Genomic DNA, 24,527 nt, shown 5'->3' with positions numbered 1-24,527 from the left:
GCGGACGGTCGACGCTAGACTGTTCCCGCTATGCCTGCCCAGCCTCTGCGCGCCGTCTCGACGACGGTGGCCCTCCCCGACGACGTCGCCCTGGCCGACCTGCTGCCCCGGCTGCAGCCCAGCGGCACCTGGATCCGGCATGGGGAGGGGATCATCGGCCTGGGGGTGGCCGACCGGGCCACCGCCCACGGCTCCGAGCGCTTCGCCGAGCTGGCCCACTGGTGGGAAGGCCGACTCGAAAGTCTCCCCGAGGACCGACGCCCTCAGGCGCTGCACGATGTGCCTGGCTGCGGCCCGGTGGCATTCACCTCCGTCACCTACTCCTCGGACTCCTCAGCGGCCTCCGTGCTGATCCTCCCGGAGCTGGTGCTCGGCTCGGTGGCAGGACATACCTGGGTGACCACCATCGGCGTCGCTCCCGACGTCGACGCCGCGCTGGACCGCCATGGCCTCGTGATCGACGCGGGCGTGCTCCGCCCGCACGACGGGCTCACCGCCGAAGTGCCGACCCCCCGGACCACGCTGCACGAGGGGACACACCCGGCGAGGCACTACCTGCGAGCCGTGGAAGCCGGGATGCAGGCCATCGCGGAACGTCGGCTGGAGAAGCTGGTGCTCGGCCGCGACGCCGTCGTCACCGCCGAGGAGCCGCTCTCGGTGGGCGCGACCCTGGCCGCGCTGACCCAGGAGTACTCCGACTGCTGGACCTATCGCGCCGGCGACGTGCTGGGCGCGACCCCGGAGATGCTGGTCACCGTGCGCGGCGAACGGATGGCCGCCCGGGTGCTGGCCGGCACGGTGGACGGCTCTCTGCCGCCCGGTCAGGCCAGGACACAGCTGCTGGAGGACCCGAAGCAGCGCACCGAGCATGAGATCGCCGTGCAGTCCCTGCTCACCCAGCTCGCGCCGGTCGTGGAGGTCATCAGCGCACAGAACCCCCCGGCGGTGCTGGAGCTGCCCAACGTCTACCATCTCTCCACCGACGTCACCGGTCGGCTGGTGAAGGACTGCACCGACGGCGGCGGGTCCGACGCCGGTCCCGTGGCGCCCCGGGTTCCGCCCGCGCTGCTGGTCGCGGAGCGGGCCCACCCGACGGCGGCGATCTGCGGGACGCCCACTGCGACGGCGGCCGAGTTCATCGCCCGGCTGGAGGATCTGGACCGCGGGCCTTTCACCGGGCCGGTGGGCTGGGTGGACAGCCAGGGCAACGCGGACTTCGGCATAGCGCTGCGCGGAGGGATCTTCACCGCCGATCAGCGTGCCGTGCGGCTCTACGCCGGCTGCGGGATCGTGGCCGGCTCCGAGCCGGAGTCCGAGCTGGCCGAGACCTGGGCCAAGCTGCGGCCGATGCTGGGAGCGCTCGGCGTGCCCGACGTCCCACGAGACTGACGTGCCCGACATCCCGCGGGACAGAACGACCCCCTCCCGTCCCTCCCCGCCGCCTCCCCCGACGAGGGACCACTTTCCCGTAGACATCCACCCTGATGACGCGCTTCAGCGCCCCGAGATGCACGGGATTATGACCCCTCGATCTCAACGAGCTCGGCGGACGGCAGCGCGCCGGGGCTCAACGCGCCAGGGGCAGCAGCTGCGCCGCCCCGACCGCCAGGGCGGCCGGTTCAGCGGAGGCGAGGGGACGGCGCGAAGACGGCGGCCTCCACCGTGCGCACCGCCCCGCCCGAGGCGCCGAGCAGCGCCCCGTAGCTGATCGCGGTCCACGGGTCGGTCACCAGTGTCAGGAACGCCATCGATCCGGCGAGCAGCAGCATCGAGACGGTGACGGCGATCTTCGGCGCCAGCCGATCGGCCAGACTCCCCACGCCGATGGTGACCACCAGCATAGCCACGGCCTGAGGCACGAAGTTCGCCGCGGCCTCCGTGGGGCTCAGCCCCCACTCCCCGAGGGCGGCGATCTGATGGAACTGCAGCCCGGTCCCGAGCACCCCGGAGGCGGCCACGCCGGAGACGATGATCCAGAACATCGGGGTGCGGACCGCCTCGGCCGCCGTCCAGTGCCGCTGAGCAGGGCCCCCGGGGGAACCCCCAGCAGCGGGATCCGGCGAGGAGTCCGGCGAGGAGTCCGGCGAGGAGTCCGACGCAGAATCCGGCACGGCCGACGGTCGGCGCAGTCGACGAGAATACAGGGCCACGGGGATCACCACCGCCCACACCAGCAGCCCCTCGATGAGCCAGACGGTGGACTTCCCCAGGTGCCGGATCATCCACTCCGGCAGCACCGTGGCCAGCGCGATCCCCGCCGAGCCGACCGCTGTCTTGATGCCGATCGCCAGCCCTCGGCGTCGGGTGATGTGCACGCCGACCGCCGTGGAGGCGGCTAGCTCGAGCGCGCCCTGGCCGATGAACGGCAGGGCGCAGGCACCCAGAAGCGTCGCCACCATGTAACTGGCGGACAGCGCATTGCGGGTGATCTCCAGCTCGTCGATGAGCGAGTCGGTGAAGACCGCGATGGCCGCGGTCTGCCCGGGGCGCTCATCACCGTGGCCACCGACCCGGCCGTGACGATCGCCCAGGGCCGGCCGATGGAGCGGCCCGCCGCGGGCCCGTGCCTGTCGGTCACGCGGCCACCAGGGCGTCGAGCGTGAGATGCTTCCGCGTCCGTTCGATGCCGAGCAGGTGCCAGCGGTCGCGGAACAGCGCCAGCAGCTGCCCGTCGCTGCGCTCCAGCACCTCGACGCCGGGCATCCCGGCCAGCTCCTCGGCCGACTCCACGTCAGTGGCGCGGGCCAGCGAGAGACCCAGAGGCTCAAGCTTCGATGGGGACCGGAACTCGTCGCGCAACCGGTGCTCCACCACTTCGAACTGCATGGGGCCCACTGCGGCCAGAACCGGCACATGGGTGCCGCGCAGCTCGGAGCGCAGCACCTGGATCACCCCTTCGGCCTCCAACTGATCGATGCCGCGCCGGAACTGCTTCATCCGGCCCATGTCCGCCGGGCGGGCGACGGCGAAGTGCTCCGGTGCAAAGCGCGGCAGCGGCGGGAACTCCACGGGCTCGGCCTCGAAGAGCGTATCTCCGATGCGCAGCGCCGAGGCGTTGACGATCCCGACGACATCCCCGGGGTAGGCGACGTCGACGACGTCGCGGGTCCGCCCGAAGGCCAGGTGGGCATACTTCATGGAGAACGGCCGACCGGTGCGGGCGGAGGTCACCGTCATCCCCCGGCGGAAGACCCCGGAGCAGACGCGCACGAAGGCCAGTCGGTCGCGGTGGGCCGCGTCCATGCCGGACTGGATCTTGAAGGTGAAGGCGCTGAAGGGCGCGTCCAGCTGCCGCGGGGCGCCGTCGACGTCGGGACGTGGTTCCGGCGGCGGGGCGAGCTCGGTCAGCGCGTCCAGCAGCCGTGGCACGCCGAGGTGGCGCACGGCGGCTGCGAAGAACACCGGCGTGGAGATCCCCGCCAGGAAGGTGTCCTGATCATGATCGGCCCCGGAGGCTCCGAGCAGCTCCGACTCCTCGAGCGCGCCGGCGAGCTCGGGGAGCTCTTGGGCCACCGGACCGGCCTGCGAGGCGTCCAGGCGCTCCTCCTCGGCGGCCTGCCGCCCTCCCGGCGTCGCCCGGATCAGGGTGAGGTCGCCGGTGCTGCGCTCCACATAGCCATGGAAGTCGCCGGCGGTGCCCACCGGCCAGGTGACCGGCGTGGGATCCAGGCCGGTCTCCTCGCGGATCTCGTCGATCAGCTCCAGGGCTTCCTTGCCCGGACGGTCCCATTTGTTGATCACGGTGATGATCGGGATGTTGCGGTGGCGGCAGACCTTGAACAGCTTCATGGTCTGCGGCTCCAGCCCCTTGGCTGCGTCGATGAGCATAACGGCTGCGTCGACGGCGGCGAGCACCCGGTAGGTGTCCTCTGAGAAGTCCGCGTGACCCGGGGTATCGAGGAGATTGAGCACCGTGCCCTGATGCTGCAGCTGCATGGAGGCGGAGGAGATGGAGATCCCCCGCTCCTTCTCCATGCCCATCCAGTCGGAGACCGTGGACGACCGCCCCGCCTTGCCGTGGATGTGCCCGGCCTCATCGATCGCCTGGGCATTGAGCGCCAGCGACTCGGTGAGCGTCGATTTTCCGGCGTCGGGGTGGCTGATGATGGCGAAAGTCCGGCGGCGCGCGGCCGCGCTCGACGGATCGTCGGGGGCAGAGTCCTCAGCCGTCACGCAGTCTCCTCAGTGCTCGTCAGGGGTCCAGTGGCAACCTACCCCACGGGGAGAGCCGCCCCCAACGCGCGGACAGCCGCTCCTGCAGGCCTCGCAGAATGAGACGTTGCTCACATAATTCCACCACAACCCTGACGTAAGGGTAGGGTTCATGAGCGTGAGACGGTGCCGCTCGACTGCCGCTCCCCTGATTCTCCGGCGCGACGACGCGCCCCTCTGTCGCCCCTTGAAGAGCCGGACACCTCTGTGCCGCCCGCCCGGCACCACCCTGCGCCGCATGCCGCAGGGTCAGCGGTGTCCCGACCACAGAACGGAGCCCTATGGCCACCGCACCCCAGCCTGCCGTCGCGCATCCTGAGGAATCCATAGCCCACCCGGAGGACCGCCAGTCGGTCCTCCGCACCCTGAAGTCCCCCCGCCTGCTGAAGGTCGAGGTCCTCGCCGGGCTCGTCGTGGCCCTGGCCCTGATCCCGGAAGCCATCGCCTTCTCGCTGATCGCCGGGGTGGACCCCCGGTACGGGCTCTTCGCCTCCTTCACGATGGCCGTGACCATCGCCTTCCTCGGCGGTCGGCCCGCTATGATCTCCGCGGCCACGGCGGCCACCGCCCTGGTGATCGCCCCGCTGGTGGAGAGCCATGGCATCGACTACTTCATCGCCGCGGTCATCCTCGCCGGAATCTTCCAGGTGCTCATGGGGGTGCTCGGCGTCGCCAAGGTCATGCGGTTCATCCCCCGCTCGGTGATGGTCGGCTTCGTCAACGCGCTGGCCATCCTCATCTTCACCTCCCAGCTGCCGGAACTCATCGGCGTCCCCTGGCTGGTCTACCCGATGGTCGCCGTCGGCCTGCTCGTGATCTACCTGCTGCCCCGCCTCACCAAGGTGGTGCCCGCCCCGCTGGTCTCGATCGTCCTGCTCACCGTCATCTCCGTAGCCTTCGCCTTCAACGTCCCCACCGTCGGTGATAAGGGCGAGCTGCCGGACTCGCTGCCATCACTGTTCATCCCGGACGTCCCGCTGACTGTCGAGACCTTCCAGATCATCGCGCCGTTCTCCCTCGGGATGGCCGTAGTCGGGCTGCTGGAGTCCCTGATGACGGCCAAACTGGTCGACGACGTCACCGACACCCGCTCCGACAAGGTCCGCGAGTCCTGGGGACAGGGCGCGGCGAACATCGTCACCGGATTCTTCGGCGGGATGGGCGGATGCGCCATGATCGGCCAGACGATGATCAACGTGAAGGCCTCCGGCGCGCGGACCCGCATCTCCACTTTCTGCGCCGGAATCTTCATCCTCATCCTGGCTGTATCCCTGGGCGACATCGTCGCGCTGATCCCGATGGGCGCCCTGGTGGCCGTGATGATCTTCGTCTCCGTGGCCACCTTCGACTGGCACAGCGTACGGCTCTCCACGCTGCGCATGATGCCCAAGAGCGAGACGGCCGTCATGCTGGTCACCGTGATCGCCACCGTGTGGACCCACAATCTGGCGACCGGCGTGATCCTGGGCGTGCTGACCGCGATGGTGCTCTTCGCCCGCCGGGTGGCACACCTCGCCACGGTGACCCGGCACGTGGACGAGCACTTCGGCGAGGAGGTCGCCAAGTACCAGGTCCAGGGACAGCTGTTCTTCGCCTCCTCCAACGACCTCTACACCCAGTTCCACTACCGGGACGACCCCGACCACGTGGTCATCGACCTCTTCGGCGCCGAGGTCTGGGACGCCTCCACTGTGGCCACCCTGGACGCGATCTGCGAGAAGTACGCGAAGTACGACAAGCACGTCGAGATCGCCGGACTCGACGGCGCCAGCGCCGCGATGCACGAGCGCATGGCCGGCAAGCTCGGCGCCGGGCACTGAGTCCCGGCTGCTGAGCCGGCGTTCAGGCCTCCGCCGCGGCGCGCTGGGCGATCCGTCCGCCCGCCAGGACCATCTCCACCTGCCGCGGGGAGAGCCGGTGACGCAGGGGGACCGGCCGCTCGTCGTCGCTGTCGTGACCATCCTGGTCTCCGCCGACGACGACGGCCGGCACCTCGGAGCCGGCCCGCAGAGCCTCGTGCAGCCCCTCCAGTCGGATCCGGGCCCCGACCGAGATGGAGGCCTGGACCTCCTCGTCGCATTCCAGGGCCAGGACCCCGAAATTGGCCAGGTTCTGCCAGTGGATGCGGGCGAAGGACCGAGCCACGACCACCCGCAGGCCCAGGTGCCGCGGGGCGATCACTGCATGCTCGCGAGACGATCCCTGCCCGTAGTTCTGCCCGCCGAGAATCGCATGGCCGCCCTCGGTCTCGCGAGCCCGTTGAGCATACGTCGGGTCGACCTGCAGGTAGACGAACTCGCTGATCTTGGGAATGTTGCTGCGGTAGGGCAGCACCCTCGATCCGGCGGGCATGATCTCATCGGTCGAGACGTCGTCGCCGACCTTCAGCAGCACCGGCAGGTCGATCTCGTCCGGCAGGGGGTCGAACTCCGGCAGCGCACTGATGTTTCCTCCCTTGACCAGCTCGACCTCACGGGCCTGCTCCGCCGGCAGGGGCGCCACCAGCATCTCGTGGTCGATGGTGGGCGCCTCCGGCATGCGCGGGGTAGGGCAGGCGAGACCCGGTGACTCCTCCAGGACACGCGGATCGGTGATGCGCCCGGTCAGCGCTGAGGCCGCCGCCGTCTCCGGGGAGCACAGCCACACGGAGTCCTCGTCCGTTCCGGAGCGTCCCGGGAAGTTCCGCGGCATAGTGCGCAGGCTGTTGCGGCCGACCGCCGGCGCCTGCCCCATCCCGATGCAGCCCATGCATCCGGACTGGTGGATCCGCGCCCCTGCGGAGATCAGATCCAGCAGCCAGCCGCCGCGGGCCATGTCCGCGTAGATCTCCCGGGAGGTCGGGTTGACGTCGAGGGACACGCGCTGGTCGACCTGGCACCCCCGGAGGATCTCCGCGACGACGGCGAAGTCCCGCAGTCCCGGGTTGGCGGAGGAGCCGATCACCACCTGGTGGACCTCCTCGCCGGCGACCTCCCGCACAGGGGTCACGTTCCCCGGTGACGAGGGAGCGGCGATCAGCGGCTCCAGGGCAGACAGGTCGATGTGCTCGGTGACGTCGTACCCGGCGCCGTCGTCAGCCTGCAGCGGCATGAACTGATCCTCGCGGCCGCGCTCGGCCAGGTAGCGCCGCACCTCCTCGTCCGCCGGGAAGACGCTGGTGGTCGCTCCCAGCTCGGCCCCCATGTTGGCGATCACGTGCCGGTCCATCGCGCTGAGCGACCGGACGCCGTCGCCGTGATATTCGATGACGCGGCGGGAACCGCCGGTGACCCCGTGGCGCCGGAGCATCTCCAGGATGACGTCCTTGGCCGAGATCCAGGGCGGCAGCTCACCGGTGAGCTCCACACCCCAGACCTCGGGCATGGTGACGTACAGCGGCTCCCCGGCCATGGCCATGGCCACCTCGAGGCCGCCGACGCCGATGGCGAGCATCCCCAGGGCTCCCGCCGCACAGGTATGGGAGTCGGAACCGACCATGGTGGCCCCGGGCCGTCCGAAGTGCGCCTGGTGGACCGGATGCGAGACGCCGTTGCCCGCCTTGGAGAACCACAGTCCGAACCGCCGAGCCGCCGACTGCAGGAACAGGTGGTCCTCGGGGTTCTTCTCGTCGGTCTGGAGCAGGTTGTGGTCCACGTACTGGACGGAGAGCTCCGTGCGCACCTGGTCCAGGCCCATCGCCTCCAGCTCCAGCATGACCATGGTCCCGGTGGCGTCCTGGGTCAGCGTCTGGTCGATTCCCAGGGCGATCTCCTCGCCGGGCTGGAGCTCACCCTCGAGCAGATGCGAGGTGATGAGCTTCTGCGTGAGGTTCTGCGTGAGGTTCTGCGAGGCTCGCGCCATGCCTGTCCTCCTTCGGCGGTCGGGGCCCGCGGGTGAAGTCCACGGGGCAGACTCTCTCCCCTCGACCTTCCCTCCCCTGTCCCGCCCGACACAAGGGTTGCGGCACCGTCGACGAGGAGTCTTCCTCCCGCACATCTCCCCGTAGGTGAAGCGCGCCAGCCCCTGCCGATGCGCGGGGACGTGACCCCTGGATCACAGGGGTCACGTCACAGCGCCGCGACGCCCTCTTTCATGCGGGCATGCAGATCGCGCAGGCCGCGCCGATCCGTGCGGACCTCGATGAGCCGGAGTCCCAGCCGGTCGTCCGGATGGGCCAGCGCCTGCCGCAGCTGATCCAGGTCCGTGACCATCCGGTGCTCGATCCCGAAACCGGCGGCCACCGCGGCGAGGTCCACAGCCTGCGGAGTCCCGAACAGCCGCTCCACCGTCTCGGCCTGGCCTGCTCGACGCGCCACCTCGCCGTGCTCGAGCTGATCGAAGATCGCACCCCCGGAGTCGTTGACCACCACCACATCGACACTGGGCGTGCGCTCCCCGGCAGGCAGCAGCAGGGCGTTGAGATCATGCAGGAACGTCAGATCCCCCAGCAGCGCCGTCACCCGATGCCCCCGAGCCAAGGAGATCCCGGAGGCGGCCGAGAGATTCCCATCGATCCCCGAGAGCCCACGCAGCGCGAACAGCTGCACCGGCTCCGCAGCGCGCAGCTGAGCCGCCAGGTCCACGTCACGGATCACCGAGGAGGACCCCAGCAGCAGCGGGGTCCGGACACTCTCCGCCACCGCCTGCGCCACCTGCACCGACGACGGCCCTCCGGACCCACCCTGCGCCAGCTCCCGATCCACGACCTGTTGGGCGCGCCGCCCCAGGCTCATCCACGTCTCGAGCCACCCCTGCGGCGGGGCCCCGGCGAACTCCCGGATCCGCTCCGGATCACTCTGCACCGGTCGCGGAAGCCGCTCATCATGCCACCCGACCCCGGTGGGACCGTACTGGACGACGTCGACCCCTTCCGCGGCCAGCAGCCGCTGCACCGGACGGGACAACGTCGGCCGACCGGCGACCACCACGCGCTGCACCGAGGCGGTGAGCCGCCCGGCCGCGCTGGTCTGCGGGGCCTGCAGCAGCAGCCGGTAGGCCGGCACTGCCGCATCGGCGTGGCGTGAGCCACTGGTCGGCTCGGCCAGCAGCGGGTGGCCGAGCTCCAGCGCCAGCTGCGCCGCCTCCGTCGGGGCGTCATGGCCCAGCACGAACACCGTGCGCACATCCGGTTCGATGCTCTGCACCGCCCGCAGGCTGCGCCGGATCTGTTCGCGGGCCGCCTCCCGCTCCTCGGCGTCGAGCCCGTCCAGCAGGGTGCTGCTGTGCAGCTGCTCGGCCGGCTGCACGGACGAGTCCCGCAGCACGGGGCGGCGAGCCCACCGTTGCGGAGTGGCCACCGCACTGCCGTCGGGCGTCCGAGGGGTCAGCGGGTCACGGAAGCCGATGTTCAGATGGACCGGGCCAGGCCCCCGACCGCGGGACTCCGTGGCCTGCCGCATCAGCAGCGCGACCTGCGTCTCCGCGGAGAGCATGTCATCCCGCGAGATCGGCTCCAGACGCACCTCGCCCTGCTCCAGGTGGATCTCGTCACGCACACGGGCGCCGAACATGCCCTGCTGCCAGGTGGTCTGGTTCGCTCCGGTGCCGTGCAGCTCCTCCGGACGGTCCGCGGTGATCGCCACCAGCGGCACCCCGGCCATATCGGCCTCCATCATCGCCGGCGTCAGGTTCCCGGCCGCGGTCCCGGATGTGGTCACCACTCCGGCCGGCTGCCCGGAGTCCAAGGCGATCCCCAGCGCCGTGTAGGCCGCCGAACGCTCGTCGATGCGCACATGCAGGGTGATGACGCCCAGTTTCTCCGCCTCGGCCAGGGCGTAGGCCAGCGGGGCGGACCGGGAGCCGGGCGCGATCACCACATGGCGCATGCTCAGCGTCAGGCCGCGCACCACCCGGCGGGCGAGACGCATCGCCTCAGCGTCCACAGAGTCGTCGAATTCTCGGAAGGGACGCCGGCTGGAATGCATGCCCCAATCCTAAGACGCCGGGCTCTCCCGTACCGGGTCGGCGAGCACTGCGTGGGCGGCGCGCAGCCGCTGCTCCCACCAGGTGCGCCGCTCCCCCGCCACCCGGTGCTGCGCCAGCAGCCGCTCTGCGGGTTCGGGGGCCGTCACCATGCCGTCACGCATCGACACCGGGAGCATCCCCTCCTGCGGGATGAGCGGATGCTCCACGACGTCGGCGGCCAACAGGGTCGCGGTGCCCAGCCCACAGGCGTAGGGCAGGGTCTCGAGCCGGGCGGCCAGCGCGAGCCCGGCGGCGAGTCCCACGGAGGTGTCCAGGGCGGAGGAGACGACGGCGTCCAGCCCGGAGGTGCGGACCACGGTGGCCGCGGCGTCGACCCCGCCCAGCGGCGGGACCTTCACCACGATCAGGTCTGCCGCCCCCAGGCGGGCGACGCGCAGCGGGTCCTCGGCACGGCGCACGGCCTCATCGGCGGCGAGGCGGATCGGCGTGCCGCGGCGATGCAGCTCGGTGCGCAGATCCGCCAGCGGCTCCACCCCGGCCACCGGCTGCTCGGCGTACTCCAGCCGGTCACCGACGACGTCGGCGATCACCTCGAGCGCCCGCAGCGCCTCCGCGGAGCTCCACCCTCCGTTGGCGTCGATCCGCAGCCCCGCGCCGGGCACCAGTCGGGCGACCTCACGGATGCGGGCGACGTCGTCGGCGAGGCTCTGCCCCGGTTCCGCCACTTTGATCTTCACCGCAGGGATCGACTCCGGGCGCCCGGAGCGGGCCAGCACCCCGGAGACCTCTGCGACGGTGACGGCCGGCATCGTCGCGTTGACCGGCACTCGGGTCCGGCGCGGCGCCCCCAGTCCCTGCCAGCCGGCCTGCACGGCGGCGGCCAGCCACGCGGCGGCCTCGCGGGCCGGGTACTCCGGGAACGGAGCAAACTCGGACCATCCGGCGGGTCCCTGCAGCAGCATCGCCTCCCGCCAGGTCTGCCTGCGGAACCGGGTGCGCATCGGCAGACTGACCACCACGGCGCCGTCGAGCAGATCCTCCGGTTCAGGCAGGTGCGGGGCAGGCAGGCGTGTCATGGGCACAGTGTAGACATTCCGCGCACGGTCTCCTGCGATACTGGTGCACATGTCCGACGCCTCCTCCCGTCTCCGACTGCCGGCCCGCCGCACCTGGCTGTGGGTGCTGGGCATGCTGCTGTGCACCTTCGCGCTCGTCGCCGTGCACGAGTTCTTCCTCCGGTCATCCACGGGGCAGTGGCTGGAGCAGGCGACCTTGGAGTCTCGGTACTGGAACATCACTCAGGGCCCACTCCAGAACGACACCTTCCGCGAGGTGCTCCGCGCCGTCCCGACCGTCGCCGCGATCATCTGCGGGGTGATCTTCCTCGCCGTCACCCTGCTGCGGCAGCGGTTCGTGGCCGCTGGGATCGCCCTGATCGTGTTCCTGGGGGCGAACGTCACCACGCAGGCGCTGAAGAACGTGTGGCTGCACCGCCCCGAGGCCGAGGTACCGATGTCGGACCCCAACATGCAGCTGTGGTGGTGGGACGTCGCCTCGTTCCCGTCCGGCCACACCACGCTGGCCGCCGCGGCCGCCGTCGCCGTGTTCCTGATCAGCGGCCCGCACCAGCGCCCGTTCATCGGACTGTTCACCGGCCTGTTGGCGGTGTTCTCCGGGGCGGCGATCTTCATGACCGGCCATTTCCCCTCCGACATCATCGCCGCCTACCTGGTCGTCGCCCTGTGGGGCCTGGCCGGCGGCTGGCTGGTGTTGCGCACCGGGGAGCCCTGGAACACGGTCACCGTCGAAGACGACACGGCCGTGGGCGCCGGCGCCGGACTGGCCTGGTTCCTGGGGCTCGTGTTCTGCGTGGCGGCCGGACTGGCTCTGCTGTTCGCCGGCGGCTGGGAGGCCGTCCGCACGGCGGCGGAGGATCCCAGCGGCTGGCACTGGCTGGCGGGCACGCTGCTGCCGACCGGACCGGGTTTCCTGCTGTGCGCCGCCGGAATCACGTTCTTCGACGCCGAGACCGGACGGCGGCACCACGGGCAGGCCCTGCACCAACCGCAGCATGCCCGGCATGCGGTCCCCCCGCAGTTCACGCACCTCTACGAGGTGTGACGCGAAGTGTGCCTCGGATATCCTCCTCGGCCCGCCCCCTCAAGGCACCCAGTCGATGTTCGCCCAGATCGTCAACCCCATGATGACCATCACCGCCAGGATCACGACCAGCCGGTTCACCCCGACCTGGGAGTCAGGTTCTTGGGGGCGCTCATCGGAGCGGCGGTTGTTGATCAGCATCGGTGGGCGGGTCAGTGCCCGCCGCGCAGTCGGCTGATGAGTTCCCGGGACTCCTCCGGCCCATAGGGCAGGATCGGGATCGCTTTGGTGGCGTCGGTGACCGCGTCACGCAGCGCCTGCTGAGACACCGAGTGGCCCTGCTCCATCCGCCGACGCATCGAGGCGATGAAGTCCGCGTCCACGGGTCGGCCGTGACCGGGGATGAACCTCGAGCAGCTGCCCGCCAGCGACCAGATCCTGCCCAGCGTGCGCACCCACTCCTTCGGGTGAGAGTCCCGGAAGCTCGGATCCGTGCCTTCCCGGACCAGGTCGCCGCAGAACATGATGCCGTCGCGGCCCGAGCGGTGGCCCGAGTCCGGGTCTGCGCCGGGGATCGTCACCACCAGGTCCCCGTCGGTGTGGCCGCGGCCCAGGTGCTCGACGATGACCGTGCGGCCACCGATGTCCAGAGTCACCGGCTCGTCGGCGACCAGGCGGGTAGCGGTGGCGACGTCGGCGTCGCGGTGGGCCAGGACGGTCTCCACTCCCTGCTCACGCAGGTAGGCGTTCGCGCCGATGTGATCACCATGCCCATGGGTGTTGACCACGACCAGCTCCGCGTCGGTGACCTCCCGGACGGCGGCCAGCAGAGCCCGATGGTCTCCGGCGGCAGGTCCTGGGTCGATCAGCACGGCCTGTCGCGTGCCGACCACCAGGCCGACGTTCAGCGGTGTGAGTCCGCCGGTGACGGTGGCCATCCAGACGTCGTCGTCCACTCGGGTGAAAGGGGCGAGGCCAGGGCGTTCGGCCATCGTGATCACCTTCTCTGCCAAAAGGGGGTGCCCGTAGGGCTTCATTCTGCACCACGGGCGCCCCTCTGGCGAGGAACCGGCCGACTCGGCGGGCCTCAGCCGGTGCTCGGGTAGTGACCCTCCGGCACCGGGACCTGCCGCCAGTCGATGTCATGGCCCAGGTAGAAGTCCGGGTAGGTCGGCTGATCGTAGACGGTCTGCTGGTAGGCCACCCCACCTGGTACTGCGGGTCATGCATCAGCGTGTACAGCTTGCCGTCGGTCACCTCGGTGGCCGTGTGGATCCGCAGCGCGGAGCTGTCTGACGTGCGCAGCACCAGCTCCTCACGCCAGTCGCCGAAGATGTCCGCCACCAGAGACGGGTTGCCCTTGGTGTAGTTGTTCGTCCGCGGGCCCTCGGCCTCCAGCAGGATGCCGTCCTGCCAGTCCTCGATGCGCAGGGTTGACTCCCGAGCACCGACGATGATCTGCGTCGTCATGTCGGCCGCCCAGCGGCTGCTCATGTTCGTGCCGGGGACATCCCCCTCGACGGCCTCGCCGTCTGCCGTCCACAGCCCGGTGGCGCCCTCCTCCTCGTTCGGCGGGATGGAGACCCATGCGTGGTATCCCGGGGGCTCCGGGTCGATGTCGCCGACCATCCCCCGGCCCACGTCGGTGCCCGTGCAGTCGCCCCACAGGGTCTCGCCGGTGGCGGCGTCGCGCATCACGGAGCCGTAGGGCGCCCAGGGTCCGGCCTCATGGACGGAGAAGATCTCCTGGCCCTCCCGAGCCGGGTCGAAGTGCTCCACGTGCAGGGCACCCCCGTGGCCCAGCGGAGCCTCCTTCCCGGCGATCGGACTGCCCGGGTGTCCGATGCCGGTGGAGGAGTAGAGCAGGCTGCCGTCGTGGTCCAGGGTGGCGGAGCCGTAGATGATCTCCTGGTTGCCGTCGAAGTCGTAGGCGGCGACCGCCGACTGCGCCTGGCCGTCCAGGTGGGCCACTCCGGTCAGGAAGCGATCCACCCGGTTGCCCGGCTCGACGCGGGACATCGCGTAGTCACCCCACATCAGCCCGTCGACGCCGCGCTCCGGGGTGTAGGGGACGGTGTCCAGCTCAGTGCCGGTCTCGCCGTCGAAGACCGTCAGGCACTCCGGGCCGTGGACGATGAATCCCTCGAAGGTCCGCAGGTCATTGCGGTCGCTGCGTTCGGGCACGTAGTCGTCGATGAAGTGGTCGGCCAGCTGGCGGGTGTCGGCGTCGCCGAGCGGGTAGTCATAGGAGGGCTCCTCGCCGAAGGCCTCCTCCAGGGTCTCCGGCCAGTTCCCGGCGACCACCTCGGGACGCTCGTGCCAGCCGCAGAAGACCTCCACCACATGCTCGTAGTAGTCATCGGCGCTCATCCGATGGTCGTCCTCGTGGCTGTACCCGGCGTCCAGGTCTTCCTGCGGCATGGTGATGTGCTCGCCGTCGTCGGCCACCGTGCCGGGGGCGGACTTCATCATGATCTCGGCAGTGCCGTCGCCGTCGAAGTCATAGACGAGGAACTGGGTGTAGTGGGCCCCGGCGCGGATGTTGGGGCCCAGCTCGATGCGGTTCAGCAACTCACCGTCGAGGGTGTAGGTGTCCACGTAGACCTCCCCGGTGCAGCCCACCTGGGAGACGTCCATGGAGTTGTTGGGGTCCCACGTCACGACGAACTCGTACTGCCCGTCGCCGGTGGCGTCCCCGACGGAGACGTCATTGGCGAGGTACTCATACTCCTCCCCGGCCGGGGTGGACGCCGACTCGGGCTTCTGCAGCGGCAGGTCATAGTGACCCTCCGCCCAGACCTCCGCCTACCCGTCGGGCCCGTTGTGCGGAGCGTTGCCCACCGGGGCGACGGCGTAGGTGGCGTCAGCGTCACCGGCGGCGTCGAGATAGTTCGTGGAGTCGTTGACCGTGGCGATGCGCTCACCGTCCCGCAGGACATGGAAGGTCGGACCCCTCATACCATGATCGGTGGCACCGGAGGTCTCCTCGCCCAGCAGCCGCCAACTGAGGGAGACGCCGTCGTCGGTGCCGACGGCGACCAGCCCGCGGTCCAGGGCCTCCAGCTGGTGGCCGGGCCGGGCGTCCTGCGCGGGGGTGATCGGCCCTGCGGACACGGATCCGGCGGTCAGGCTCAGCGCCGCGGTGCCCGCCAGCACAGCGGCGGCGGTGCGGGCTGTTCGTCGTCGACAGGGCACAGGCTCAGCTCCTCGTTCATCGCTCTCCGGCCATCCAACGTTGCAAGGTAGGTCACCCTAGAGCGAAGAGGCGCCCCCGGACAACGGTGAGGAAAAAACGTTTCAATAGCGGTGGGGACAGCGTTGTCGTGACATGACGGCCGACGGCGCACCGGCCCTCAAGCTCGACCTCCGCCTGTTGCCCGCCTCACAGCGCACGATAAGGTCAGCCCATCATGACTATGGATTCACTGCTCCAGATCATCGGAGACATCGAGGAGACCGCATGGTCCTGGCTCGGCGTCTGGGTCATCATCGGTGTCGGCATCTACATGACCATCCGCACCGGGGTGGTCCAGCTGCGACACCTGCCCGCGATGTTCACCGCCATCGTGGAGAAGGCCCGACGGGACGAGACCGGACGCACCAAGTCCCTCTCGGCATTCCAAGCCTTCACCATCACCGCCTCCGCCCGCGTGGGCACCGGAAACATCGCCGGTGTGGCTGTGGCGATCACCCTGGGCGGCCCGGGCGCGATCTTCTGGATGTGGATGATGGCCATCCTGAACTCTGCGACCTCCTTCGTGGAATCCACGCTGGCCCAGCTCTACAAGACCCGCCGCTTCGACACCTTCAAGGGCGGACCCGCCTACTACATCCAGCGCGGACTGGGCTCCCGCAGCGCCGGCATCGTCTTCGCCGTGATCTTCATCTTCTGCTTCGCCCTGTCCTTCACCTCCCTGCAGGCCAACACCGTCGTCGACGCCATCACCGGTGCCGCAGGCGCCACCGGGATGGCGGACACCACCACGCTGACCTGGGTGCTGGCCGTGGTGCTCACCGTGCTGACCGGACTGATCGTCGTCGCCGGCCTACGCAGCGTCGCCCGGGTGGCCCAGAACGTGGTGCCGCTGATGGCCTCGCTCTACATCATCCTCGGGCTCGTGGTGATCCTCCTGAACCTCGATGAGGTGCCCCGGGTCTTCTCCCACATCCTCGGCGACGCCTTCGACTTCCGCGCAGCCGCCGGCGGCGCCTTCGGCGCGATGATCATGGCGGGCGTGCAGCGCGGCATGTTCTCCAACGAGGCCGGCATGGGTTCGGTGCCGAACGTCGCGGCCACCGCCGACGTCTCCCACCCCGCCAAGCAGGGTCTGGTCCAGACCCTCGGCGTCTACCTGGACACGATCATCATCTGCTCGGTGACCGCGTTCATCATCCTCTTCACCTTCGAGGACCCGCTGGGAGCGGACGCCGACCTCGGCGTCGAGCTCACCCAAGGCGCGCTCGAGGCCAACTTCGGGGCATTCGGTGCCATCGCCTTGGCCGTGATCATCACCCTGGTCGCCTTCACCTCGGTGCTGGGGAACTACTCCTACGGCGAGGCGAACATCCTGTTCATCACCCCCTCGGAGAAGGTGCGGAAGATCTTCGCCCTGGTGCTCACCGGCGTGGTGTTCCTCGGGTCCATCATGAGCGTGGACCTCGCCTGGACCATCGCCGGGGTCACGATGGTGATCATCGCGCTGTTCAACCTGGTGGTGATCTGCCTGCTCGGAGACAAGGCGTTCCGCCTGCTCAAGCACTTCGACTCCCAGCGCAAGCAGGGCCTGGACCCGGTCTTCGTGGCCGAGGACATGCCGGACCTGAAGAACGTCGAATGCTGGGACCGCGAGGACGTCAGCGACTACCTGCAGCAGCGAGACGCGCCGCCAGCTCCGCGGGGCGGGTGAACTGCGGCCAGTGGCCGGAGTCGATGTCGACCAGCTCGACATCGTCCCCGGCCGCCAGCTCCGGCATGACCCCCGCCGCCATCCAGCCCCGGGCGTCCTCCACCGAGAACTCCGGGCACACCAGCGTGACCGGGACCTGGTGCCGCCGCCGATCCCGGTAGGTCACTATCGCCTCCAGCACCCCGGCCGGGCTGGGACGCATCATCTCCTCCAGCCGCGCGCGGGCGTCGTCATCCAGGTCCCGGACATCAGCGGGCTCGAAGCCCTCCCAGCCGGGGAAGGGGACGTCGTCGCCGTCGGCGGCGAAGCCCTCCAGAAAGGGCCGCCCCTCCGTGGCCGGCATCCCACCGATCATCACCGTGCGGGCCACCGAGTCCGGCCGGGCGTCCGCGGCCAGATACGCCAAAGTGGCCGCGGCCGAATGACCCACGACGACGGCGGGCTCCGGGCCTTCCTCCACGGCGGCGAGCACAGCGCCCAGATGGTCGTCCAGGCCGAGGCCCGCTCGGCGGGCGTCGCAGGACTCCAAGCCGGGAAGGGTCAGCGCGTGGACCTCGTGGCCGGACTCCCGCAGCAGGTCAGGGACGGTCCCCCAGGAGTCGGCGGCCAGCCAGAGGCCGGGGATCAGAATGAATCGCATGGGGTGAACCCTCAGCGCAGACCGGGGCAGAGTCAAGAGTCGGCGCCTGACCCCCTACCCCAGTAGGGGGCGGAGTTGGCTCCAGCGGGTGACGCCGTCGGACCGAGCTGCCGCTTACGCTGACGCCATGAGCATCGCCAGCATCGACACCCCGAGCACCGAGCGGGGACGCACCGAGAGCACCGTGGAAGACACCGTCTCGCGGATCCCCCGCAACTCCCTGACCAAAGACTTCGCGGCCCTGGCCGCCGAGGTCAAAGAGGCCGGCCTCATGGACCGCCGGGCCGAACGGTACATCCTGCGCCTGGTGCTCCTCGGCCTGGCGACCATCGGCTCCGTGGCCCTGATGCTCACCCTCGGACAGAGCCTGTGGCAGCTCGCGGTGGCCGCCGTCTTCGGCATCCTGTTCACGCAGCTGGCCTTCCTCTCCCACGACAGCGCCCACCAGCAGGTCTTCGCCTCCGGGCACCGGAACGAATGGTTCTCGCGCATCGTCGGCAATCTCGGTGTGGGGCTGAGCTACGCCTGGTGGTCCCGGAAGCACGGGCGTCACCACGCCAGCCCCAACACCATCGGGCGCGACGGCGACATCGCCACCGGCGCCCTGGTGTTCGTCCCCGGGGAGAACGAGGGCCGCACCGGCTTCATGGGGTGGATCACCCGCCGCCAGGGATGGCTGTTCTTCCCGCTGCTGACGCTCTTCGCCTTCGCCCTGCACTACAACGCCGTGCGCACCATCATCCTCGAGAAGAAGGTCAAGCACCGCGCCGTCGAGGCCGTGCTGATCACCATCCGCCTGATGGGCTTCCCCGCCCTGGTCCTGCTCACCCTGGGCCTGCCGCTGGGACTGGCGTTCCTGGCCGTGCAGCTGGTGGTCTTCGGCGTCTACATGGGCGGCAGCTTCGCTCCGAACCACAAGGGCATGCCGCTGATCCCCAAGAACGAGCGGGTCGACTTCCTGCGGCGCCAGGTGCTGACCTCGCGCAACATCCGGGGCGGACTGCTCATGGACTGGGCGATGGGCGGTCTGAACCTGCAGATCGAGCACCACCTGTTCCCGCGCATGCCCAGCATGAACCTGCGCAAGGTCCGTCCGATCGTGAAACGCTTCTGCGAGGAGCGGGGCGTCACCTACACCGAGGCCGGGCTCGTCGAGTCCTACGGCATCGTGCTCCGCTACCTGAACCGGGTGGGGCTGGGCTACGCCGACCCGATGGACTGCCCGCTGATCACCCAGTACCGCGGACGCTGAGGCCAGCCGCGCGGGGGCGCGGGTGGCCGGAGCAGGTGCCCTCCCCGGCTCCTCCCCGGTTCGCTCCGACACCCCCTCCCCTGCTCGAGGGGCCACTATCCCGTACAGCTTCTCCGATCTGACACGCGTCAGGTCAGGACGATCCGCGGGACTCTGACTCCTCGACGCCATCGATCTCTCAACGAGACCTCAGGGCCGCCAGCCGCGGGCGAGCAGCGCCTCGGCCACCTTCTCCACAGCAGGGCCCCATGCGCGCACCTGATGCCGCCGAGTGATGCGCACTTCGACCCATCCCAGCGCCGCAGCGAGCTCCGCCCGCCAGACATCGCGCTCCACCTGGTGAGGGCTCGAGTGATGAGCCCCCTCATACTGGACCGCAACCTTCCACTCCCGGAACATCAGATCCGGTTGGAACGCCGGTCGGCCATACTCGTCGAACACCCACGCGTTGACCTCCGGATCCGGAAGGCCCGCCCGGTGCAGCGCCAGCCGCAGACGGGTCTCCTGCGGCGAGTCCACCCGCTCCCGGGCCAGGGCAACAGCCTGCCGAAGCATGGCAACGCCACGCCCTCCGCTCCTCGAGTCCACGGCCGCCTGCAGCTCCTGGCGCGTCGCAGCGGCCCCCCCTGGGCCTTCGAACTCCATTCGCGGGGTGCGGAGGACGACGTCTGCGGCGATCAGTGCATCGTCCAAGGACCCTCCTGCGAACTGGTCCGCCCAGGTCCTCGCCGCGGTGGTGACCTGGACATCCCCGATCCGTGTGATGTGATCGCTCGAAATGTCAGCACGATGCCCCACGACGCCCTCCCGTCGAATCCGGGTGCGGGACCGGGGCACCGTGAGGTGGAGGGGTTCCTGCAGCTCCTCGCCCCACAGTCCCAGCAGCGCGGCGGCCGTGCGATGGGTGGCGACGTCGGCGTCGGCGGTGAGCACCTGCAGTGCGGCCATCAGAGGAGACAGCTGGTGCCCACCGGCGTCGTAGATCCCGTGCCCCAGCCTCACCAGGGTCCTGTGCCGCAGGGCGCGCTCCAGATCGGCGTTAGAGCACGCAGACAGGTCGCGCCGTCGCACAGGACCCTCTGGCACCGACGGCGGAGGGCGGCGACGGCCATCCGTCGCCGAGTCGTCGAAGGGATTCATGGCATCCATCCCACCGGATTCCGGAGCGGCTCGCAGGCGTTGTCCACAGGGCTGTGGATGATGTGACGCGCGCCAGGCCGACCAGACAGCCTGGGCGGGAGCAACACGCCTCGCTCACCACGGATCCAAGAGTCATTCTCCCGGACGCCATCCAGAGGTGAAGCGCTTCACGAGTGGTCCGATGCGCCGGAAAATGACTCCTCGTCGGGGCAGGGCGCACGGGGCAGGGCGCACGGGGCAGCGCCTGCGGGAGGCAGGACGCACGAGGCAGGGCGCACGAGGCAGGGCGCGCGGGCCGCACCGCGACGAACCAGCCCGGGACCATCACTGCAGCGGCAGGCGAGCCTCCACTCGGAAGCCACCCTCCGGCGTCGGGCCGGTCTCCACCTCTCCGCCGACTGCGCTGACCCGCTCCTCGATGCCCTCGAGCCCCAGCCCGGCACCCGGCGAGGGCTCGACCTCACCCTCCGGAGAGGCGGTGTTGACCACCGCCAGCAGCAGCCCGACCGGTGTGGCCCGTGCCGTGACCTCCACCGTGGATCCCGGAGCGTGGCGCAGCGCGTTGCTCAGCGCCTCCTGGACCAGCCGATAAGCCGCCAGGCCGGCACTGACAGGAACCCTCGGCAGATCCCCCAGGCCATGGGCATGAATCGTCACCCCTGCAGCACGAGTGGACTCCACCAACTGACCGATGTCCCCGAGCCCCGGAGTGGTACCGGTGGGGGCGTCATCCTCGCCCCGCAGGATCCCCAGCAGGTTCCGCATCTCCCCCAGCGCCTGCCGCGAGGAGCGGGCGATCTCCTCGAACTCCCGCCGGGCGTCGTCGCTGATTCCTGGCACACGGTAGGTGGCGGTGGCCGCCTGCACGCTGATCACCGACATGCTGTGGGCCACCACATCATGCAGCTCACGAGCGATGCGGTTGCGCTCCTCCAACTCCCGACGGCGCCGCGCCTGCTGGGCGCTGTCCTGCTCAGAGGCCTGCAGCCGCCCGGCGTTGAAGATCCACTGGCGGATCAGCACCCCGAGGACCACCACCGCCGCACTGACAGCAGTGAAGACGATCGCGGTGCTCAACGCCCCCTCGCCGAGGTCCGGGGTGGTCGCGACGACGGCCGAGACGGTCAGCAGCGCGCTGGTCGCCCAGCCGCTGGCCGCCACATACCAGCGGTCGCGCAACGCGACCACCAAGAGCACCCCGCACTGGGTCAGCATCGCAGGCACCGGCCAGGGCCAGATGCCCACCCCCGACTCTGCGGTGACGCCCATCGTGGCCGCCGCGGCGACGAGCGAGAGCCCGATCCCGGACCAGGCATGGCGCAGGGTCAGCACCAGCGCCCCACAGTGGGCGAGTGTGACCACCATCGCCGCGACGACGCTGACCTGGTACGCCACGACGATCACCGGCCAGCCGACCGCCAGGAGCACGACGGCGGCGAACACCGCCCCCAGCCAGGACCACGCTCGGGCGCTGAACGAGGCCCCGGCGGAGGCCCGCTCTGCCGCGGAACCAGGAGTGACCTGCGGCTCGCTCACCGGGGCGACGCTGCCGTCACCGGGGAGCCGTCCGCGTCCACCGGCGCCGAGCAGACTGGTGGCGAGCACCGCGTCCAGCCAGGCCAGCCCGTGCATCACCGCTGGCAACGTGGCCAGGAAGACCACCCCAAGAGTGAAGAACACCGCCGAGTCCAGCAGGTAGCGCCCCGTGGGATCAGCCGGCAGCAGGGCGGGGGCGGCGATCTCCAGCAGCTGGATCAGCCCCCGCTGACCCGGGATGAACCGCGACCAGAAGAAGTAGGTGAGCCCGGCAGGACCCATCGCGATCCACACCACTGCGATCACGAACGTCACCAGCCTAGCCGGCAGAGCCACCAGAGACTCGAAGATCAGATCGAGCCACCGCCGCGGATCTCCCAGCAGACGCAGCAGCCCCGCCAGGCCCGCTCCCCGCCGGCGGTACAGCACCGGCTCCGGCATGGCACCCCAGATCCGCAACCGACGGCGAGAGAGCTCGGCGAACTCGGAGGCGATGATCAGCGTCAGCGGCAGCAGCAGCGCCCCCGCCCCCAGCGGAGCGGTGGCGATGGAGGCCGCAGTGAGGCTGATCAGCAGACTGAACCCGAAGACCGCGATGGGCAGTCCGGGCAGCACGTAGGCGCTGTCACGCAGGAGACGGCGGATCATTGGGGGATCCTCGAAGGTGGGCTCTGATGATCACATCACATCACAGAGCGCTGTGCAGGGCATACCAGAGGGGTACCGTAGGACCATGTCTGAGACCCCCTCCGACGCGGTGCGCGTGCTGATCGTCGATGACCAGTCGATGATCCGCGCCGGATTCGCCGCACTGCTCGACGCCCAGGAAGACCTCACCGTGGTGGGCACCTCGGAGGACGGGCAGGGGATCGTCGACGTCGTGCACAGCGCCCGGCCCGATGTAGTGCTCATGGACATCCGGATGCCCCTGGTCAACGGCCTGGAGGCGACCCGCCTGATCGCTCAGATGCCCGGTGCTCCGCCCCGGATCCTCATGCTGACCACCTTCGATGCGGACGAATACGTCTTCGACGCGCTGCGCGCCGGGGCCAGCGGCTTCCTGCTCAAGGACGCCACTCCGGAGGAACTGGTGCACGCGGTGCGCGTGGTCGCCGCCGGTGAGGCGCTGCTCTCCCCCAAGGTCACACGCACCCTCATCGCCGATTACGCCGACCGGCCGACGTCGAAACCCCAGACCCACCTGATCGCCGAGCTGACCGACCGCGAGCGCGAGGTGATGACCGCTGTGGCCCGCGGCCGGGCGAACGGGGAGATCGCCGGAGACCTGCACCTGGCGGAGCAGACGGTGAAGACCCACGTCTCCAGGATCCTGACCAAGCTCGGGCTGCGGGACCGCACCCAGATCGTCGTCACCGCCTACGAGTCGGGGCTGGTGCGCGCCGGAGAGTGAGCGGACAGGACGGCGGGGGTGCCCCGGTCGTCGGCGCACCCCCGCCGTTCAGAGCCCCTCGGCTCTCAGTCCAGCGCCGTTCAGTCCAGCGCCGCGCAGGGAGAGTCGAAGGTGTAGGCCTCTGCCGTGGCGCCGACGGTGAGGTCCTGCTCGGTGACGGTCCCTCCGGGGGCGTCCGGGTCCACCGAGTTGATCACACTGGCCCGGTAGGCGCTCTCGTCAGGGTCGCCGACCTTCGATCCCGCCTCCGGGGGGAGCATCCCCTCGTAGTCGACCTCCTCCAGTTGCTCGGCGGCCAGGACCATGTTCTCCCGGGTGATGCCGCCGTCGAGCTCAGCGGAGTGCTCCAGAGCGGCGAGCATCGGGTAGCTCCAGACCCACCCGGCGACGTAGCCGTCACTGGGTGAGACATCACCCAGCGTCTCCCGCATGGCGTCATGGCCCGGACTCTCCGTGGACCAGTTGCCCCAGGCGCTGGCCTGGAAGTACATGGCTTCCAGAGCATCCGCCGCGGCCGAATCGAGCAGGCCGGGGTTCCACGTGGGGCTGGACCCCACGGCGGTGCCCTCCCACCCCTCGGAGGCGGCTCCGGCCACGATGGCGGCCGTTTCGGTCGGACCGGCGGTGATGACGATGAGGTCCGGGTCCTCCTGCACCACCGTCGACACCGCCTCAGCCTGGTTGTCCTGACCCGGAGGGGTGGTGACCTGATCGAAGTCCAGCCCATGGGCCTCGGCGGCCGTCTCTGCCCCGACGGCGGCGTCGGTGCCGAAGTCCGTGGGGTAGCCGATCGCCAGCACGGAATCGACGTCCCCACGGTTCTCGGTGGCCCAGTCCACGCCGTTCATCGCCTCGAAGCAGTAGTTCGCTCCGGACTGGACGATCATCGGCTCGAAGTTCCAGGCAGAGTTCCAGGAGGCGGGTGCAGCGATGACGCCGTCGTCTCGCATGTCCTCCAGGATCGCCATCACCTGGGAGGATCCCAGCGCCTGCGCCAGTGCGAGGACGTCGGTGCGCATCTCCTGATAGCGCTGGCTGGTCAGCTGGGGGTCGTACTCGGCGTCGGCGACCACCAGCTGCACGTCGTAACCGGCGACGCCGCCGTCCTCGTTGACCCGCTGCCAGAACGCCTCCTGCGCCTCGGTGAGCGGGACCGCCACCGCCGAGAAGGTGTCGGAGAGGTCGGAGATGATGCCCAGGGTGATGCACCCGTTGTCCTCGTTGACGGCATCCGGGCAGGGGTCGGGGCTGACGCCCGGCGAGGCGGCGTCGGCCTCGTCGCCTCCGCCTCCGCGGCAGCCGGTGAGCAGCAGGGCGGCGACGGCCGCGCCTGCCAGTGTGCGGGGGAGCAACGTTCGTGCTGTCCGGGGTGAACGTGTTGTGTGTGAACGTGTCATGAGTGATCCTTGCCTTTCCATGGCTCGT

19 protein-coding genes are annotated in these 24,527 nt (G+C 70.0%); 6 read left to right on the top strand and 13 right to left on the bottom strand.

What is annotated here, in order from left to right:
- Positions 1-30: 30 nt before the first annotated feature.
- On the top strand, positions 31-1,389 hold the full coding sequence (locus ACYVKI_RS08885; RefSeq protein WP_460689995.1) for an isochorismate synthase: 1,359 nt from the start codon (positions 31-33) through the stop codon (positions 1,387-1,389).
- Positions 1,390-1,619: 230 nt separating this feature from the next.
- On the opposite strand, the gene ACYVKI_RS08880 is transcribed toward ACYVKI_RS08885, so the two are convergent.
- The gene (locus ACYVKI_RS08880; RefSeq protein ID WP_460689994.1) at positions 1,620-2,399 is read right to left on the bottom strand and encodes an MFS transporter; all 780 of its coding nucleotides are present in this window, start codon (positions 2,397-2,399) and stop codon (positions 1,620-1,622) included.
- 175 nt (positions 2,400-2,574) lie between these two features.
- Positions 2,575-4,173, bottom strand: coding sequence for a peptide chain release factor 3 (locus ACYVKI_RS08875; RefSeq protein ID WP_460689993.1), 1,599 nt, complete (start codon positions 4,171-4,173; stop codon positions 2,575-2,577).
- A 320-nt stretch (positions 4,174-4,493) separates the two neighbouring features.
- On the opposite strand from ACYVKI_RS08875, the gene ACYVKI_RS08870 reads away from it, so the two are divergent.
- Positions 4,494-6,032 carry a SulP family inorganic anion transporter gene (locus ACYVKI_RS08870; protein WP_460689992.1) on the top strand — a complete coding sequence of 513 codons (1,539 nt, stop codon included), beginning with the start codon at positions 4,494-4,496 and terminating at the stop codon, positions 6,030-6,032.
- 22 nt (positions 6,033-6,054) lie between these two features.
- On the opposite strand, the gene ACYVKI_RS08865 is transcribed toward ACYVKI_RS08870, so the two are convergent.
- The 3 genes from ACYVKI_RS08865 to ACYVKI_RS08855 all read right to left on the bottom strand — a co-directional run bounded on the left by ACYVKI_RS08865 (position 6,055) and on the right by ACYVKI_RS08855 (position 11,192).
- Positions 6,055-8,052: an aconitate hydratase gene (locus tag ACYVKI_RS08865; protein ID WP_460689991.1), complete on the bottom strand. Its 1,998-nt coding sequence runs from the start codon at positions 8,050-8,052 to the stop codon at positions 6,055-6,057.
- A gap of 206 nt (positions 8,053-8,258) precedes the next feature.
- Complete coding sequence (menD, locus tag ACYVKI_RS08860) at positions 8,259-10,115, bottom strand: 2-succinyl-5-enolpyruvyl-6-hydroxy-3-cyclohexene-1-carboxylic-acid synthase (protein WP_460689990.1); 1,857 nt, start codon at positions 10,113-10,115, stop codon at positions 8,259-8,261.
- A 9-nt stretch (positions 10,116-10,124) separates the two neighbouring features.
- Positions 10,125-11,192 (bottom strand): o-succinylbenzoate synthase, encoded by a 1,068-nt coding sequence (locus ACYVKI_RS08855; RefSeq protein ID WP_460689989.1) that lies wholly within the window; start codon positions 11,190-11,192, stop codon positions 10,125-10,127.
- 49 nt (positions 11,193-11,241) lie between these two features.
- Between ACYVKI_RS08855 and ACYVKI_RS08850 the strand changes: the two genes are divergently transcribed.
- Positions 11,242-12,237: a phosphatase PAP2 family protein gene (locus tag ACYVKI_RS08850; RefSeq protein ID WP_460689988.1), complete on the top strand. Its 996-nt coding sequence runs from the start codon at positions 11,242-11,244 to the stop codon at positions 12,235-12,237.
- A gap of 39 nt (positions 12,238-12,276) precedes the next feature.
- On the opposite strand, the gene ACYVKI_RS08845 is transcribed toward ACYVKI_RS08850, so the two are convergent.
- The 4 genes from ACYVKI_RS08845 to ACYVKI_RS08830 are packed head-to-tail and all read right to left on the bottom strand — an operon-like array spanning position 12,277 to position 15,411.
- Entirely contained in the window at positions 12,277-12,417 is a 141-nt protein-coding gene (locus tag ACYVKI_RS08845; RefSeq protein WP_460689987.1) for a hypothetical protein, read from the bottom strand.
- Between the two features lie 11 nt (positions 12,418-12,428).
- Positions 12,429-13,088, bottom strand: a complete 660-nt coding sequence (locus ACYVKI_RS08840; protein WP_460689986.1) for an MBL fold metallo-hydrolase — start codon at positions 13,086-13,088, stop codon at positions 12,429-12,431.
- The gene (locus tag ACYVKI_RS08835; protein WP_460690519.1) at positions 12,979-14,985 is read right to left on the bottom strand and encodes a rhamnogalacturonan lyase family protein; all 2,007 of its coding nucleotides are present in this window, start codon (positions 14,983-14,985) and stop codon (positions 12,979-12,981) included. The genes ACYVKI_RS08840 and ACYVKI_RS08835 overlap by 110 nt, the downstream gene beginning before the upstream one ends.
- A gap of 36 nt (positions 14,986-15,021) precedes the next feature.
- Positions 15,022-15,411, bottom strand: a complete 390-nt coding sequence (locus tag ACYVKI_RS08830; protein ID WP_460689985.1) for a rhamnogalacturonan endolyase family protein — start codon at positions 15,409-15,411, stop codon at positions 15,022-15,024.
- Between the two features lie 215 nt (positions 15,412-15,626).
- Between ACYVKI_RS08830 and ACYVKI_RS08825 the strand changes: the two genes are divergently transcribed.
- Entirely contained in the window at positions 15,627-17,123 is a 1,497-nt protein-coding gene (locus ACYVKI_RS08825) for an alanine/glycine:cation symporter family protein (RefSeq protein ID WP_460689984.1), read from the top strand.
- Here the strand turns inward: ACYVKI_RS08825 and ACYVKI_RS08820 are convergent.
- The gene (locus ACYVKI_RS08820; RefSeq protein WP_460689983.1) at positions 17,071-17,763 is read right to left on the bottom strand and encodes an alpha/beta fold hydrolase; all 693 of its coding nucleotides are present in this window, start codon (positions 17,761-17,763) and stop codon (positions 17,071-17,073) included. The genes ACYVKI_RS08825 and ACYVKI_RS08820 overlap by 53 nt on opposite strands.
- A 127-nt stretch (positions 17,764-17,890) precedes the next feature.
- On the opposite strand from ACYVKI_RS08820, the gene ACYVKI_RS08815 reads away from it, so the two are divergent.
- Positions 17,891-19,015 carry a fatty acid desaturase family protein gene (locus tag ACYVKI_RS08815; RefSeq protein ID WP_460689982.1) on the top strand — a complete coding sequence of 375 codons (1,125 nt, stop codon included), beginning with the start codon at positions 17,891-17,893 and terminating at the stop codon, positions 19,013-19,015.
- Between the two features lie 189 nt (positions 19,016-19,204).
- On the opposite strand, the gene ACYVKI_RS08810 is transcribed toward ACYVKI_RS08815, so the two are convergent.
- On the bottom strand, positions 19,205-20,017 hold the full coding sequence (locus ACYVKI_RS08810) for an endonuclease domain-containing protein (RefSeq protein WP_460689981.1): 813 nt from the start codon (positions 20,015-20,017) through the stop codon (positions 19,205-19,207).
- Positions 20,018-20,479: 462 nt separating this feature from the next.
- On the bottom strand, positions 20,480-22,339 hold the full coding sequence (locus ACYVKI_RS08805; protein ID WP_460689980.1) for a sensor histidine kinase: 1,860 nt from the start codon (positions 22,337-22,339) through the stop codon (positions 20,480-20,482).
- An 85-nt stretch (positions 22,340-22,424) separates the two neighbouring features.
- Here ACYVKI_RS08805 and ACYVKI_RS08800 point away from each other — a divergent pair, with 85 nt between their 5' ends.
- A complete protein-coding gene (locus ACYVKI_RS08800; RefSeq protein WP_460689979.1) occupies positions 22,425-23,102 on the top strand; it encodes a response regulator in 678 nt (225 codons plus the stop codon).
- An 80-nt stretch (positions 23,103-23,182) separates the two neighbouring features.
- Here ACYVKI_RS08800 and ACYVKI_RS08795 read toward each other — a convergent pair whose 3' ends face one another.
- A complete protein-coding gene (locus ACYVKI_RS08795) occupies positions 23,183-24,499 on the bottom strand; it encodes an ABC transporter substrate-binding protein (RefSeq protein ID WP_460689978.1) in 1,317 nt (438 codons plus the stop codon).
- Positions 24,500-24,527: the final 28 nt, after the last annotated feature.

The organism is Nesterenkonia suensis (assembly GCF_054782935.1).
Note: the sequence above shows the minus strand (reverse complement) of the source record. Positions and strands in the feature narration are given on the sequence as shown.